Here is a 13,397-nt window from a genome sequence, read left to right as displayed (position 1 = left end):
GTGGGGCGTCCTCAGAGTGAGCGCGCGACGGTCGATGCCGCAGCGGAGTCGGTGAGCCAGCAGGCGACGCTGCGGTCGCCCAGGTCGACGGTGGGTGGCTGCTCCCCGCAGGGCGCGAACGCGTGCGGGCAGCGCGGCCGGAAACGGCACCCGGTGGGGGCGTTGGCCGGGTCGGGCACCTCCCCGGCGAGGATGGCGGGCAGCCGCGGGGTGGGCCCGATCTGCGGCACCGCGTCGATCAGCGCCCGGGTATACGGGTGTCGGGGCTCGCGCCACAGCTCGCGGGTGGGTGCGGCCTCGACGATCCGGCCCAGGTACATCACGGCGGTCACGTCGGCGATCTCGTGCACCAGCGCCAGGTCGTGGGAGATGAACAGCATGCCCATGTCGAGGTCGCGGACCAGCCCGACGAGCAGGTTGACCACCTGGGCCTGGGACGAGGCGTCCAGCGCGGTGACCGGCTCGTCCGCGATGATCATGCGAGGTTCCGGGGCGAGCGCGCGGGCGATCGCCAGGCGCTGCCGCTGACCGCCGGAGAACTGGTGCGGATACCGTTGGGCGGCGCTTGTCGGCATGGCCACCCGTTCGAGCAGCTCGTGCACCCGGGCCCGGCGGGCCGCCCCGGTGACCGCCGCCGGGACGCCGTCGAGGAGCTGGGAGCCGATGGTGCGCCGGGGGTTCAGCGAGGCGTACGGGTTCTGGAAGACCATCTGCAGGCCGACCTCGGCACCCGAGCGGGGTCGCCAGCCCAGCGGGGTGACCGGTCGGTCGGCGTACCGGACGGTGCCGGCGCTCGGTGCGCTGAGCCCGACCGCGACGCGGGCCAGGGAGGACTTGCCGCACCCGGATTCGCCGACCAGGCCGACGATCTGGCCGGGCGACACCTCCAGGCTGACCCCGGCGACGGCCCGGACCCGCCCCCGCCCTCGGGAGCGGTACTCGACCTCGACATCGGTGAAGGACAGTCGGGCTGGGGCGTTCACGCGGCCACCTCCAGGCGCGGACGGACCACGCAGGCCACCGACCGGTCGGCACCGGCGGGGGTGAGCGGGGGCGGGGCGTCGCCGCAGGACGGTTCGGCGTACCCGCATCGGGGTTGGAACGGGCAACCCGGCGGCGCCTCGCCGGGCGCCGGCGGCGCGCCCGGGATCGGCCGCAACGTCCCGCCGGTCTGGGTGCCGTGCGGTCGGGCGCCGAGCAACGCGGCCGTGTACGGGTGCGTGGGGGCGGTGAGCAGCGCACCCGTCGGGCCGGTCTCGACGACCCGCCCGGCGTAGAAGATGTATCCCCTGGTGGTGAGGGCGCTGAGCACCCCGAGGTCGTGGGTGATGAACGCGACGGCCAGCCCGGTCTCGGCGCGCAGCCGTTCCAGCAGGGCGAGGATGCCGGCCTGCACGGTGACGTCGAGGGCGGTCGTCGGTTCGTCGGCGATCAGCAGGCGGGGTTGGGCGGCCAGGGCGATGGCGATGGCCACCCGCTGCCGCATGCCGCCGGAGAACTGGTGCGGGTACGCGCGCAGCGCCCGCTCCGGGTCCGGGATGCGGACCTGGTCGAGCAGCTCCACCGCGCGGCGGCTGGCGGCGCGGCGGTCCATCCGCAGGTGCACCCGCATGTGCTCGGTGAGCTGCCTTCCGACGGTGAGCATCGGGTGCAGCGCAGCGCTCGGGTCCTGGAACACCATGGCGATGCCGGCGCCACGGACCCGCTGCCAGCCCTTGGTGTCGAGGCCGAGCAGTTCGGTGCCGGCGTACCGGGCCGAGCCGCTTACCGCTGCCCCCGGGGGCAGCAACCCGAGCAGGGTCTGCGCGGTGAGGCTCTTGCCGCAGCCGCTCTCCCCCGCGATGCCGACCAACTCGCCCTCGTCGACGGTCAGCGACACGTCGTGCAGGATCGGCAGTGGGCCACGCGGCGAGGGCAGGGTGACGGCCAGGGAGTCGACGTCGAGCAGCGGTGCCACCTCAGCGTCCCTTCGAGTAGCGGGGGTCGAGCCGGTCGCGCAGCGCGTCGCCGAGCACGTTGAACGCCATGACGACGGTCAGGATGGCGAGGCCGGGGAAGACGCTGACCCACCACATCGACAGGTCCTGCGCGCCGAGGGCCACCATCGAGCCCCACTCGGCGGCCGGTGGGCGGGGGCCCAGGCCGAGGAACGACAGGGCGGCGAGCAGCAGCACCGCGTTGCCCAGCTCCAGGGTGGCCAGCACGATCGCCGGGCCGATGCTGTTGGGCAGCACGTCGCGGCGCAACGCGCGGATCGGCCCGACGCCGAGCAGCCGGGCGGCGTTGAGGTAGTCGTCGCCACGCATGCTCAACACGGCGCTGCGGATGACCCGGGCGTAGACCGGCCAGGAGACGATGACCAGGGCAAGCACGGCGTTGCGGGTGTTCGGGCCGAACGCCGCCGTGACCGCCATGGCCAGGATGATCTGCGGGAACGCGAACACCAGGTCGGTCAGGCGCATCAGCGCCTCGTCGACGAACCGGCCGACGTATCCGGCGACCAACCCGAGCAGCCCGCCGACGAGCAGGGCGAGCGAGACGATGGCCAGGGCCAACGGGATGGACAGTCGGGCGCCGTGGACGACCCGGCTGAGGATGTCCCGGCCGAGCGAGTCGGTGCCGAACCAGTGCGTCCCGGACGGTGGGGCGTACGCGTCGGGGCTCTGCGCCAGCGGGTCGAACGGTGCGAGGACGTCGGCGAGCAACGCCAGCAGCAACCATCCACCGAGGATGGTCAGAGCCACCACGGTGATCGGTTGCCGCCAGACCGGCCGGCTGGTCGCACCGCCGCGCAGTCGGCCGAGCCAGCGGCGTCGACCCAGCGCCCGCTCCGCCTTCGGGTCTGCAAGTGTCGTCATGACAACCGGATCCTCGGATCGATGAGCCCGTACAGCAGGTCGACCGTCAGGTTGACGAGCGTGTAGACAAGTGCCACGAACAGGCTGACGCCGAGGATCGCGGGCAGGTCCAGCGCCGTGGCGCTGCGGTAGGCGTACTGGCCGACGCCGGGCCAGCCGAAGATGCTCTCGACAAGCACCGTCCCGGAGAGCAGCGAGGCGAACGCCAGGCCGGAGACGGTGACCACCGGGACGAGGCCGGCCCGCAGCAGGTGCCGGCGCAGCACCACCCGGGTCGGTAGACCCTTGGCGTACGCGGCCCGGATGTAGTCCTGCTGGAGCACCTCGAGCATCGCGGAGCGGACGAAGCGCACCAGCATCGCCACCGTCAGCGAGGTCAGCACGAGCACCGGCAGGGACAGGTGCTGGGCGGCGTCCCAGGCGACGTCCCACTGCCCGGCGAGCGCCGCGTCGATGGTGTACATGCCGGTGACGGTGGGCGGCGGGCTGAAGTCGGTGGAGAGTCGCCCGCCGCTGGGCGCCAGACCGAGCTGGTAGAAGAAGACGTAGAGCACGACGAGGGACAGCCAGAACGGCGGGGTGGAGAGCCCCAGCAGGGCGCCGACCCGGACGAGTTGGTCGGTGAGCCGGCCGTTGCGGACCGCCGCGAGCATGCCGATTCCGGTGCCGATGAGCAGCGCCAGCACCATGCTCGGCAGGGCCAGCTCCAGGGTCGCCGGCACGTAGTGCAGCAGGTCGTCCAGGACGGCCCGGCCGGTCTGCTGGGAGTGGCCCAGGTCGCCGTGCAACAGGTTGCCCAGGTAGTGCAGGTACTGGGCCCAGAGCGGCTGGTCCAGACCCCACTTCTCGCGGAAGGCGGCCACCGCGGCGGGGTCGTTGAGCGCCTGGTCGGAGAGGTTCGCGGTGACCGGGTCACCGGGCACCACGTTGACCAGACCGAACGTCACCACGGTGACGCCCAGCAGCAGACCGGCGGTGACCGCCACCCGCTTGGCCAGGAAGGTCAACAGCGGGTGGGCACCCCGGGGCCGGGACGCGGTCGTGGCGACCGCGCCCGGCTCACCGTCGTGGACTGTCGTCATGTCGTCGGGACTACTTACGGCCGACCGCGGCGACGTCCACCTGCCAACCGGCGGCGGTGTAGTCCGCCCCGGTCAGGTCCGTGGTCGCCACGACGATGGAGGAGTTGCTGGCCAGCACGAGGTACGGCGAGGACGCGTTCATCAGCCGCTGCCACTCCTGCATGGCGGTGGCCCGGCCGGCCAGGTCGAGGGTCGCGGTGACCTTCTTGCCGGCGGCAACGATCGCCGGATCGGCCCGCTCGACCGACCAACCCGAGCGCAGGGCGGTGGCCTGCCCGGGTGCCATGTTGTTGATCAGTGAGTCGGCGACCGGGTAGTTCAGGCTCTGCGGGGTGAACCCGAGGGGTGACTTCCCGCCGCGCATCTCGTCGAGGAAGGTGGTCAGTGGCTGCGGGTTGAGCTCCAGCTTGATGCCGGCCTCGGCGGCGTCACCCTGCACCTTGGTGGCGACCGTGCCGAGGTCCACGCCCTTGTAGGTGATGGCCGGGTAGGTGAACTTCACCGTGGGGTTGCTCAGCCCGGCCTCGGCGAGCAGCGCCTTGGCCTTGGCCACGTCCCGCTTGGACTCCTCGCCAGCCGGCAGCGCGCCGGGGAAGGCGGGCGCGACCAGCCCGGCGCCGGGGGCGGCGCCCTTGCCGTACAGGGCGGCGATGCCCTGGTAGTCGATGGCGGCGCGCAGGGCCTGGTTGAACTTCGGGTTCGAGGTGACCGCCGAGACGCCCGGGTCGGCGTTGAGGAAGAGGAAGTAGACGGTGTCCTGCACGCCGGAGGTCTGCAGGCTGCCCGACAGCCCGTCGAGGAGCTTGCCGGAGATGTCCAGGGAGATCTCGGCGGCCTCGGCACGCTGCATGGTCAGCTTCTGGGTCTGCACGTCCATGTTGCGCAGCACCACCCGGGAGAACTGCGGCTTCGTGCCCCAGTACTTCGGGTTGGCCTCCAGCACCACCTGCGACGAGGGGTCGTAGGACTTCAGCACGTACGGGCCGCTGCCGAGGGAGTTGGTGTCCAGGTACTGCTGCGCGGTGTCGCCCTGGGCGGCGTCCGCGCCGTCGCGGGCGCCGTGCTCCTTGGCGGCCTTGGAGTTGAGCACCGCGGTCGACGGCATCGACAGCACCACCGGGATGTTCGGATCGGGGGTGGCCGAGGCGACCACGACGGTGCTGTCGTCGGTCTTGGTCACGGTCAGACCGCTGACGGTCACTGCGGGGCTGGCCTTGATGTTCTTCAGGCGGTTGAGCGAGAAGACCACGTCGTCGGCGGTGAGCGGGCTGCCGTCGGCGAACGTGACGCCCTGCCGGAGCTTGAAGGTGAACGTCTTGGCGTCCGGCGACGCCTGGTACGACTCGGCCAGCGCGGGGACCGGCTTGCTCACATCCGAGCCCTTGAAGGTGAGCAGGGTGTCGTAGAGGGCGTGCACGGCGGTCAGACCGGTCGCCTCGTAGACCCGGCCGGGGTCGAGGGTCTTGAGCACGAACGAGGTGTTCACGGTGAGGGTCTTGGCCGTACCGTTCGCGTTTCCACCGCTGCCGCCAGCGCTACAGGCGCTGACGGAGAGGACGGCCAGCGTCGCCAGAGCGGACGCTCCGGCGAGGAGCCGGCGGGGGGACACCGACATGCTGTTCCTACCTTCGTTATCGCGCGGCCCGCCGAGCGGGAACCGCGGGGCGTCGACGCCCGGCGGGCGACACCACGCATCGGCCGGGCCGATGGAATGACGGCGTCGCGGGCTTCTCGGGGGCGTCGTCTCGGGGTTGGATGTAGACCGGACGGCCAGGCGTCCGGTTCGCGCCTCGATGCAGCTTGTTCACTTGGGTCGAACATTGCCGCCTGATGTTTAGTGATCCTAAACATGGCCGTATAGTTTGGTCAATCAAGATTCAGCCACACTGTATTTTGGAACGAGGACACATGCTCGGTGACCGTCTCCGCGACCTGCGTCAGCAGCACTCCCTCACGCTGCGTCAGCTCGCCACAGCCGCCGACGTGTCCCCCGCGCTGCTCAGCCAGATCGAGAACGGCGCTACCGACCCCAGCCTGTCTACCCTGCGAAAGCTCGCCCAGGTCTTCGACACCTCGATCGCGGAGCTGTTCTCCGAGCCCGAGGCGCCGCCGGTGCACGTCAGCCGCGTCGGCGCCCGGACCCGGCTGGCCGCGCCACCCGGGCAGATCAGCTACGAACGACTCACCCCCGGCCGGGGCGACCTGGAGGTGCTCCAGGCCCACCTCGCACCCGGCGACGCCAGCTCGGCGGAGCCGTGGGCGCACCCGTCGACCGAGTGCGCGATCGTCGTCACCGGCGAGGTCGTCGCCGAGATCGGCGGTGAGTCGTACGCCCTCACCGCCGGCGAGTCGGTCACCTTCGACTCGCGCCTGGCGCACCTCTACCGCAACGCCAGCGACCAGCACGCCCACCTGATCATCGCGGTGACGCCGCCGACCCCCTGACCGACCACGGTGGACATCCGAGGGGATCGACGGATCGCCGGCCCGGTCCTAGCATGTCGACGAATGGATCTTCGAGATTGGCCCCTGCCGACCCCCGGCAACCAGCCCAACCGAAGGGAGACGCGCATGCGTCGACCCCGTCATCTGGCACTCCTGAGCATCGGTGTGTCCGGCGCTCTGGTGCTCAGCGCAGCCCCCACAGCAACGGCTGCCCCGCCCACCGCAACCACGCCCACCGGCATCGTGGTCAGCGACGGCATGACCCAACCGGTCTTCTCACTCGCCGACGCCATCGAGGAGCGGGTGTTCGTCCAGACCCCGGTGGACACCGACCACGACGGCCGACTCGACCGGGTGGCGATCGACATCTCCCGCCCCCGGGAGACCGCCACGCAGGGCTTCAAGGTGCCGGTCATCTTCGAGCACAGCCCATACCGCAAGGGCACCTGGGATGACGTGCCGTACCCGAGCGTCCTGGTTGACGACCTACCGCAGAACGGGCTGACCAACCGCGCCGGGCAACGCGCGCTCGACGTCGGCGCGCAGCGGGCCCAGGCGAAGGCCAACCTGCCCGGCTCGCTCGACGACTACTACGTGCCCCGGGGGTACGCGGTGGTGCTCGGCCAGAGCGTCGGCACCGGCGACTCGGACGGCTGCCCGACCAGCGGCGACCAGGCCGAGACGCTGGGCACCAAGGCGGTCATCGACTGGCTCAACGGCCGGGCGAAGGGGTACGACGCGAACGGCGCCCCGATCACCGCCGGCTGGACCACCGGCGCGGTCGGCATGACCGGCGTCTCCTACAACGGGACGCTGCCCAACCAGGTGGCCACCACCGGCGTCAAGGGCCTCAAGACCATCGTGCCGGTCTCCGCGATCAGCAGCTGGTACGACTACTACCGGGCCAACGGCCTGGTAGTCGCGCCGGGGACGTTCCAGGGCGAGGACCTCGACATCCTGGCCCAGTTCACCGCCGGGCAGGCACGGGCCGAGGGGTCCTGCGTCGACGAGCTCGCGACGATCACCGCGAAGCAGGACCGGGTCACCGGCGACTACTCGAACTTCTGGCGCGACCGCGACTACCTCGACGCCCACGACGTCAAGGCCAGCGTCTTCGTCGTACACGGCCTCAACGACTGGAACGTCAAGACCGAGCACTTCGCCGGCTGGTGGGACCAGCTCGCCAAGCGCGATGTGCCGCGCAAGATCTGGCTGCACCAGGGCGGGCACGGCGGCCCGGGCAGCAGCGCGTCGGTGACCCTGCCCAGCGGGCAGACGTGGACGTACAAGCAGACCGAGAACCGCTGGTTCGACTTCTGGCTGTGGAACGTGCGCAACGGCATCATGGACGAGCCGACGGCGGTGCTCCAGCGCGAGGACCGCGCCTACACCACCTACGCCAACTGGCCCGACCCGGCCGCACGGGAGGTCGGCCTGCGCTTCGCGGCCACCGACGCCAGCGCGCCGGGCACGCTCACCACGGGCAAGCCGTCGAAGGCGAAGGTCGAGCAGAGCTTCGTCGACCAGGGCCGGACCATCCACCCGGACACCCTGGTGTCCAACCCGGACACCGCCAGCGCCAACCGACTCGCCTACCGCTCCCCCGAGCTGACGCAGAGCGTGCGCATCTCCGGACGCCCGGAGATGCGGCTGCGAATGGCGATCGACAACAAGCCGGACGCGAACCTCACCGCGTACCTGGTCGACTACGGCCCGGCCGGGTCGACCGCCGCGCCGACCGTGGTGACGCGAGGCTGGATGGACCCGCAGAACCGCAAGAGCGCCGCCCGCACCGAGCCGGTCAAGCAGGGCAAGCTGTACGACTACAAGTGGACCATGGAGCCGAAGGACTACATCTTCCCGGCGGGGCACCGGATCGGCGTGGTGGTCTTCTCCAGCGACCAGGAGTACACCCTGCTGCCGCTGGGCGGCACCGAGCTGCGGGTCGCGCCGAGCGACAGCGAGCTGCGACTGCCGGTCGTCGGCGGCCGGAGCGTCCTCGGGTTCTGACCCGTCCGTGCGCTTGAGGTGGGGCAGTTCGACGCGTTCGGGCTGCCCCACCCGCACGATCGTGCTTGATCATGCCGGCCCGGTGCTCGTTTTCCACCAACTGCGGCACGTATTGACAAGTTTCGACTTCCGGGTGACGCTTAGGCCGCTGAGAGCGCTCTCTCGCACCTGGCGTAATCAGCCACCACCAGTCTGGCCAGGGGCAATCTCCGACGTCTTCGGCGGCGGCGCCGGAGCTGCCCCCTGACCCGTCCCCCGACAGGAGTCATGAGATGGACAGGGCCGCACCCCTCTCCGGCATCCCCCGCCGACTGCGCCTCGCCACGGCGATCGGCGCTCTGCTGGTGCTACTCGGCACGTACCTGGTGTCCGCCACCGACCGGGCCGACGCCGCCCCGGTCGCCAACGCCGCCGGCCAAGCCGACGCCGACTTCGGCGTCAACGTCATCCGGGTCGCCGAGTTCCCCGCCGACTGCACCTACAGCCACCGGCTGCCGGACGACCCGATCATCTTCCCCGGCCTGCCCGGGGCCTCGCACATGCACAGCTTCTTCGGCAGCACCGTGACGAACGCCAACACCACCCTCCCCGACCTGGTCAACTCGCCCACCACCTGCAACCCGCGGGTGGACGTCTCGTCGTACTGGGTGCCGACTCTCTACCGGGACAACGTCGCGGTGGAGCCGGCCATCGCCACGTTCTACTACCTCGGCGAGGGCGTACGCGCCGACGTCGTCGCGAACACCCAACCGTTCCCGCTGGGGCTGCGCCTCGTCGCCGGCAACGCGAAGGCCACCGGGCCGAACGACAGCATCGCCCGCTGGTCCTGCCTGCACGCCGGGCACGTGCCGCCGTCGAAGGACTTCGTCAACTGCCCGTCGGGCACGATGCTGGAGTCGTACCTGGACTTCCCGCAGTGCTGGAACGGCCGTGACCTCGACTCGCCGGATCACAAGAGCCACCTGGCGTACCCGGTGAACCAGGCCTGCCCGAGCACCCACCCCGTGCACGTGCCGAAGCTGCGGCAGGTGCTGCGGTACCCGGTCACCGGCGACCCGTCACGATTCCGGCTGGCCTCCGGGCCGGGCTACACGATGCACGGCGACTTCTTCAACGCCTGGCCGGTGGCGGAGTTGGCCCGTCGGGTCCAGGACTGCATCCGTCCCGTCATCAAGTGCGGTCACGACGGTCGTCCGATCTGAGCGACAGGTCCACACCGCGGCGGCGGGTCCGGTCACCCGGGCCCGCCGCCCTGGGTGGGAAGGGAGATTGGATGCGCCGGCTCACGGCGTCCACCCTGCTCATCGCCGTGCTACTCGTCGCCGGCTGCGGCGCTGGGCCACGGGACGCGGCCAGCACCACCACACCACCCGCGACCGCGCCGACACCCACGGGTACGGCGTTCAACCCCACCGACGTCGCCTGGCTGCAACTGACCGTGGCCATGATCGAGCGCCTGCTGCCCGTACTCGATCTGGTGTCGGCGCGGACCACCGACCCGGCCTGGCGGCGGACCGCCGCCCAGATCGGGGCCACCCAGCGCGCTGATCTGGACCGCGCCCACCGACTACTGGCCGAGGCCGCCGCCCCGACGACCAATCCGCACGAGGGGCACGACATGCCAGGCATGGTCACCGCGCAGGAGATGACCGCGCTGCGGTCGGCTACCGGGGAGCCGTTTCACCGGCTGCTCGCCGCGCACCTGCGGGCGTACCTGGCGCAGTCGGTCCGGGTCGCCGCCGCGGAGCGGCAGAGCGGCGCCCAGCCGACCACCGTCGCGCTGGCGACAGCCGTGGTCCGCAACGGCACCGCCGACCTCACCCGGCTGGACGAGCTCACACCCGCCGCCCACCCGCGCAGGCCCACCCTCGGTGATCAAGAGGTCTACGTCATCCCGCCCGGCGTGTCGTGACGCGAACCTCTTGATCACCGGGGCGGTGGTGGGGTTGGGGGTCCTCAGGCCGTTCGGGCACCTGCGCGTAGCGAGTCGATGGTGAGGTCGAGGACGGCTTCGAGGTGGTCGATCTTTCCGGTGGAGAGCAGCAGCAGCACACCGCCCTGGATGCCGGCGAGCAACGCCGCCGCAGCGCGGTCGGCGTCGAGGTCCGAGGCGATGTCGTCGGTCGACTGCATGTGCCGGATGCCCTCGGCGATCGCTTTCTGCCAGCGCACCATGAGCCCGGTCACGATCGCCTGCGCGCCGGGCGCCCGTCTGCCCGTCTGGCCGAGCAGCCCGTTGAGGGGGCATTTCACACCCTGTGCGAGGTAGCGCTCGATCAGTCGGTCGCGCCACGCCAGCCAGGCCGGCCAGGACGTCAGGTTGCTGAGCATCGGCTCCTGGTCGATGAGCACCTGATCGGCCTCGTGCTCGGCGACCGCGAGCAGCAACTCCTCCTTCCCGTCGGGGAAGTAGTGGAAGAGCTGACCCTTGCTGGTGCCGGTGTGGGCCATCACATCCTCGAGGCGTACCTCGTCGACGCCGCGCTCACGGATCTCGGCCGCCGCGCCGGCGACGATCCGCGCCCGGGTCGCCTCGCCCTTGCGGGTCAACGCCCGTGTCATGACACCTCCCGCTCTGGACCTGCGGGTCCAACCCTAGCTCGGTTTCTGGACTTGCAGGTCCAAATTTGTCGAGCAAAGGTCTGGGACGCGCGGTCCGCAGCGGGCCGGCACCACGATCGGGAGGGCACCACGATGAACCACTACTACCTGCTCGGGCGGTCCGGTCTGCGGGTGAGCCGGCTGGCGCTGGGCACCATGAACTTCGGCGTGGACGGGTTCCACGCCGCGTACGGCAAGACCGAGGAGGAGGCCGAGCCGATCTTCCGGCAGTACCTGGAGGCGGGCGGGAACTTCATCGACACGGCGGACTTCTACACCGCCGGGGAGAGCGAGAAGATCCTCGGCCGCCTGATCGACCGGGCCGGCGTCCGCGAACGGCTCGTGCTCACCAGCAAGGCCACCAACACCGTCGACCCGTCCGACCCGAACGCCAGCGGCAACGGTCGCAAGCACATCATGCGGGCGGTGGAGGCGTCGCTGCGCCGGCTCGGCACCGACTACATCGACCTGTACCTGCTGCACACCTGGGACCGGATCACCCCGGTCGAGGAGGTCGTGCACACCTTCGACGACCTGGTGCGCTCGGGCAAGATCCGCTACGCCGGGCTCTCCGACGTACCGGCCTGGTACGCGGCTCGGGCACAGAGCTACGCCGAGGCGCACGGGCTGGCCCCGATGATCAACCTGCAGCTGCCGTACTCCCTGGTGACCCGGGACATCGAGGCGGAGTTCGTGACGATGGCCCAGTCGCTGGGCATGGGGCTCACCGCGTGGAGCCCGATCGGCGGGGGTCTGCTCAGCGGCAAGTACCGACGGACCGGCGACGGCGTGAGCGGGACCGGGCGATTGACCAACCCGGCCGCCGCGGGCCGGGAGATCAGCCCCGGCGACTGGCAGGTGATCGAGGCGTTGGAGAGCGTGGCCGCCGATCTCGGGCGCAGCATGGCCCAGGTGGCGATCAACTGGACGGCGACCCAGCCCGCCATCGCCTCGGTGGTCATCGGGGCGAGCAGCCCCGAACAACTCGCCAGCAACTTCGAGGCGCTCGACTTCGAGATCCCGGCCGATGCCCGTCGCCGGCTCGACGAGGCGAGCGCCCCGAAGGTCGGGCTGCTGTACTCCATGTTCACCCCGCAGTACCAGTCCTGGGTGGTGAGCCCCGGCCTCGGCATCGGCGACAAGCCCGCCGGCTACGCCCCGCCGGTGTTCAACGGCGCCACCTCGCCCTCGAAGTAGGACCTCGCGCCGAGCAAGACCGCGTCGCTGAGCAAGATCGCGCTCGATCATGGAAACAGTGGGGTCCGAACGCGCGGAGACCACTACCGCCAGGATCGAGCGCGATCTTGGCCAAAGGTGGCGCTGGCTGAGGGGTGCGCCCGGTTGACCGGGCGCACCCGGTCAGCTACTCCGCATTCGGCGGCGCGAAGGCGACCCGGGAGCGCAACTGCCGAAAGCCGGTCCGCTCCAACTCCGCCAGCACCGTCACCCGGTGGGCGTCCACGTCGGCGATGACCTCGCGGGCCCCACCGGCTGCCAGCACCCGGACCGCCTCGGCCACCAGCTCGGGCCGGGCGGCCTCGTCGAGCAGGCCGAGATAGGCGAACAGGGGGTAGCAGGCGTCTCCGGCCGTGCCGACCAGCCCGACCGGCTCGCCGGCCTCCACCGCGATGCGCCACCCTGCCACCGCGTCGCCGAGCCAGGCCAGGGGATCGGTGGCGAGGTCGACGCCGCCGACCAACCGCGCGGTCTCCGCGCCGGTCAGCACGTCCGGCTCGGCGATCCTGGCGACCAGCGCGTTGATCTCCGCCGCGTCGACGGGCGAACGGAAGTCGTACCGTTCCGAGGACGCCGGCAGGGGTGTGCCCGTCCAGGAGCATCGGAGCCGCTCGCCCCGCTCGACCAGCCCGGCGAGCCGGGCGGCTTCCATCGGCGCCCGCACCACGGCCAGCACCTCGGGTCGACGCCGCCAGTGCGCCGGCAGTGCGGCGTAGTACAGACCGGGACCACCCAGCGCCTCGTGGGCGGCGCGCAGCAGCTCGGCACCCACCTCCGGCTCGGCGTCCAGATCGAACCGCTCCAGCCAGGGGGCGCCGACGGCACCCGGTGGGAGGAGCCAGGCGGCCCGACCGACCACCCGACCGGCGCGCAGGGCGACCCAGGTGTTCTCGGGCCGGTAGCCGCCACCGGCGATCCCGTCGGCGTACGCGACCTGACGCAGTTGGGGCAGCGGATCGGGCATGGAGTCGAACAGGTCTTCCTCGCCCGCGACGAGCGGACGAATGACGAGATCAGTCATGGCTGGGTCCTCCGGGAAGCGAGCGCCCCGGGTCAGATCCGCGCGGACGCCGGAGCGCGGAGGGGGCGCAGAACATCGGACATTGTTCTGACCTCCTTCCAGCTCGACGGCGTGCCCGACGACCGTACGCGGACCGGTCACCGG

Annotated in this window: 12 protein-coding genes; 5 read left to right on the top strand and 7 right to left on the bottom strand. The window is 71.2% G+C overall.

Annotation, left to right across the window (positions count from 1 at the left end; all coding sequences use genetic code 11):
* Positions 1 to 11: 11 nt before the first annotated feature.
* From IF46_RS0124125 to IF46_RS0124105, 5 genes are read right to left on the bottom strand one after another with little or no spacing between them, the layout of a single operon-like run.
* Entirely contained in the window at positions 12 to 983 is a 972-nt protein-coding gene (locus IF46_RS0124125; protein WP_036393063.1) for an ABC transporter ATP-binding protein, read from the bottom strand.
* Positions 980 to 1,957, bottom strand: a complete 978-nt coding sequence (locus IF46_RS0124120; protein ID WP_030490655.1) for an ABC transporter ATP-binding protein — start codon at positions 1,955 to 1,957, stop codon at positions 980 to 982. The genes IF46_RS0124125 and IF46_RS0124120 overlap by 4 nt, the downstream gene beginning before the upstream one ends.
* A 1-nt stretch (position 1,958) precedes the next feature.
* Positions 1,959 to 2,858, bottom strand: a complete 900-nt coding sequence (locus IF46_RS0124115) for an ABC transporter permease (protein ID WP_030490654.1) — start codon at positions 2,856 to 2,858, stop codon at positions 1,959 to 1,961.
* Entirely contained in the window at positions 2,855 to 3,940 is a 1,086-nt protein-coding gene (locus IF46_RS0124110; protein WP_030490653.1) for an ABC transporter permease, read from the bottom strand. The genes IF46_RS0124115 and IF46_RS0124110 overlap by 4 nt, the downstream gene beginning before the upstream one ends.
* Before the next feature lie 10 nt (positions 3,941 to 3,950).
* Positions 3,951 to 5,555: an ABC transporter substrate-binding protein gene (locus IF46_RS0124105; RefSeq protein ID WP_030490652.1), complete on the bottom strand. Its 1,605-nt coding sequence runs from the start codon at positions 5,553 to 5,555 to the stop codon at positions 3,951 to 3,953.
* A gap of 293 nt (positions 5,556 to 5,848) precedes the next feature.
* Between IF46_RS0124105 and IF46_RS0124100 the strand changes: the two genes are divergently transcribed.
* The 4 genes from IF46_RS0124100 (at position 5,849) to IF46_RS32775 (ending at position 10,307) form a co-directional block, all read left to right on the top strand.
* The gene (locus IF46_RS0124100; RefSeq protein WP_030490651.1) at positions 5,849 to 6,385 is read left to right on the top strand and encodes a helix-turn-helix domain-containing protein; all 537 of its coding nucleotides are present in this window, start codon (positions 5,849 to 5,851) and stop codon (positions 6,383 to 6,385) included.
* A gap of 126 nt (positions 6,386 to 6,511) precedes the next feature.
* The gene (locus IF46_RS0124095; RefSeq protein ID WP_030490650.1) at positions 6,512 to 8,395 is read left to right on the top strand and encodes a Xaa-Pro dipeptidyl-peptidase; all 1,884 of its coding nucleotides are present in this window, start codon (positions 6,512 to 6,514) and stop codon (positions 8,393 to 8,395) included.
* Between the two features lie 272 nt (positions 8,396 to 8,667).
* Positions 8,668 to 9,597: a DUF1996 domain-containing protein gene (locus tag IF46_RS0124090; protein ID WP_030490649.1), complete on the top strand. Its 930-nt coding sequence runs from the start codon at positions 8,668 to 8,670 to the stop codon at positions 9,595 to 9,597.
* Between the two features lie 71 nt (positions 9,598 to 9,668).
* Positions 9,669 to 10,307 carry a DUF305 domain-containing protein gene (locus tag IF46_RS32775; protein ID WP_051724126.1) on the top strand — a complete coding sequence of 213 codons (639 nt, stop codon included), beginning with the start codon at positions 9,669 to 9,671 and terminating at the stop codon, positions 10,305 to 10,307.
* Positions 10,308 to 10,351: 44 nt separating this feature from the next.
* Here the strand turns inward: IF46_RS32775 and IF46_RS0124080 are convergent, their stop codons facing one another.
* Positions 10,352 to 10,957, bottom strand: a complete 606-nt coding sequence (locus IF46_RS0124080) for a TetR/AcrR family transcriptional regulator (RefSeq protein WP_030490647.1) — start codon at positions 10,955 to 10,957, stop codon at positions 10,352 to 10,354.
* A 132-nt stretch (positions 10,958 to 11,089) separates the two neighbouring features.
* Between IF46_RS0124080 and IF46_RS0124075 the strand changes: the two genes are divergently transcribed.
* Positions 11,090 to 12,193 (top strand): aldo/keto reductase, encoded by a 1,104-nt coding sequence (locus IF46_RS0124075; protein WP_030490646.1) that lies wholly within the window; start codon positions 11,090 to 11,092, stop codon positions 12,191 to 12,193.
* Between the two features lie 166 nt (positions 12,194 to 12,359).
* Here IF46_RS0124075 and IF46_RS0124070 read toward each other — a convergent pair whose 3' ends face one another.
* Positions 12,360 to 13,253, bottom strand: coding sequence for a hypothetical protein (locus IF46_RS0124070; RefSeq protein WP_030490645.1), 894 nt, complete (start codon positions 13,251 to 13,253; stop codon positions 12,360 to 12,362).
* Positions 13,254 to 13,397 lie beyond the last annotated feature (144 nt).

The sequence above is a fragment of the Micromonospora chokoriensis genome, from assembly GCF_000718555.1.
Lineage (GTDB): Bacteria > Actinomycetota > Actinomycetes > Mycobacteriales > Micromonosporaceae > Micromonospora > Micromonospora chokoriensis_B.
This window is presented reverse-complemented; position numbering and strand designations above follow the sequence as displayed.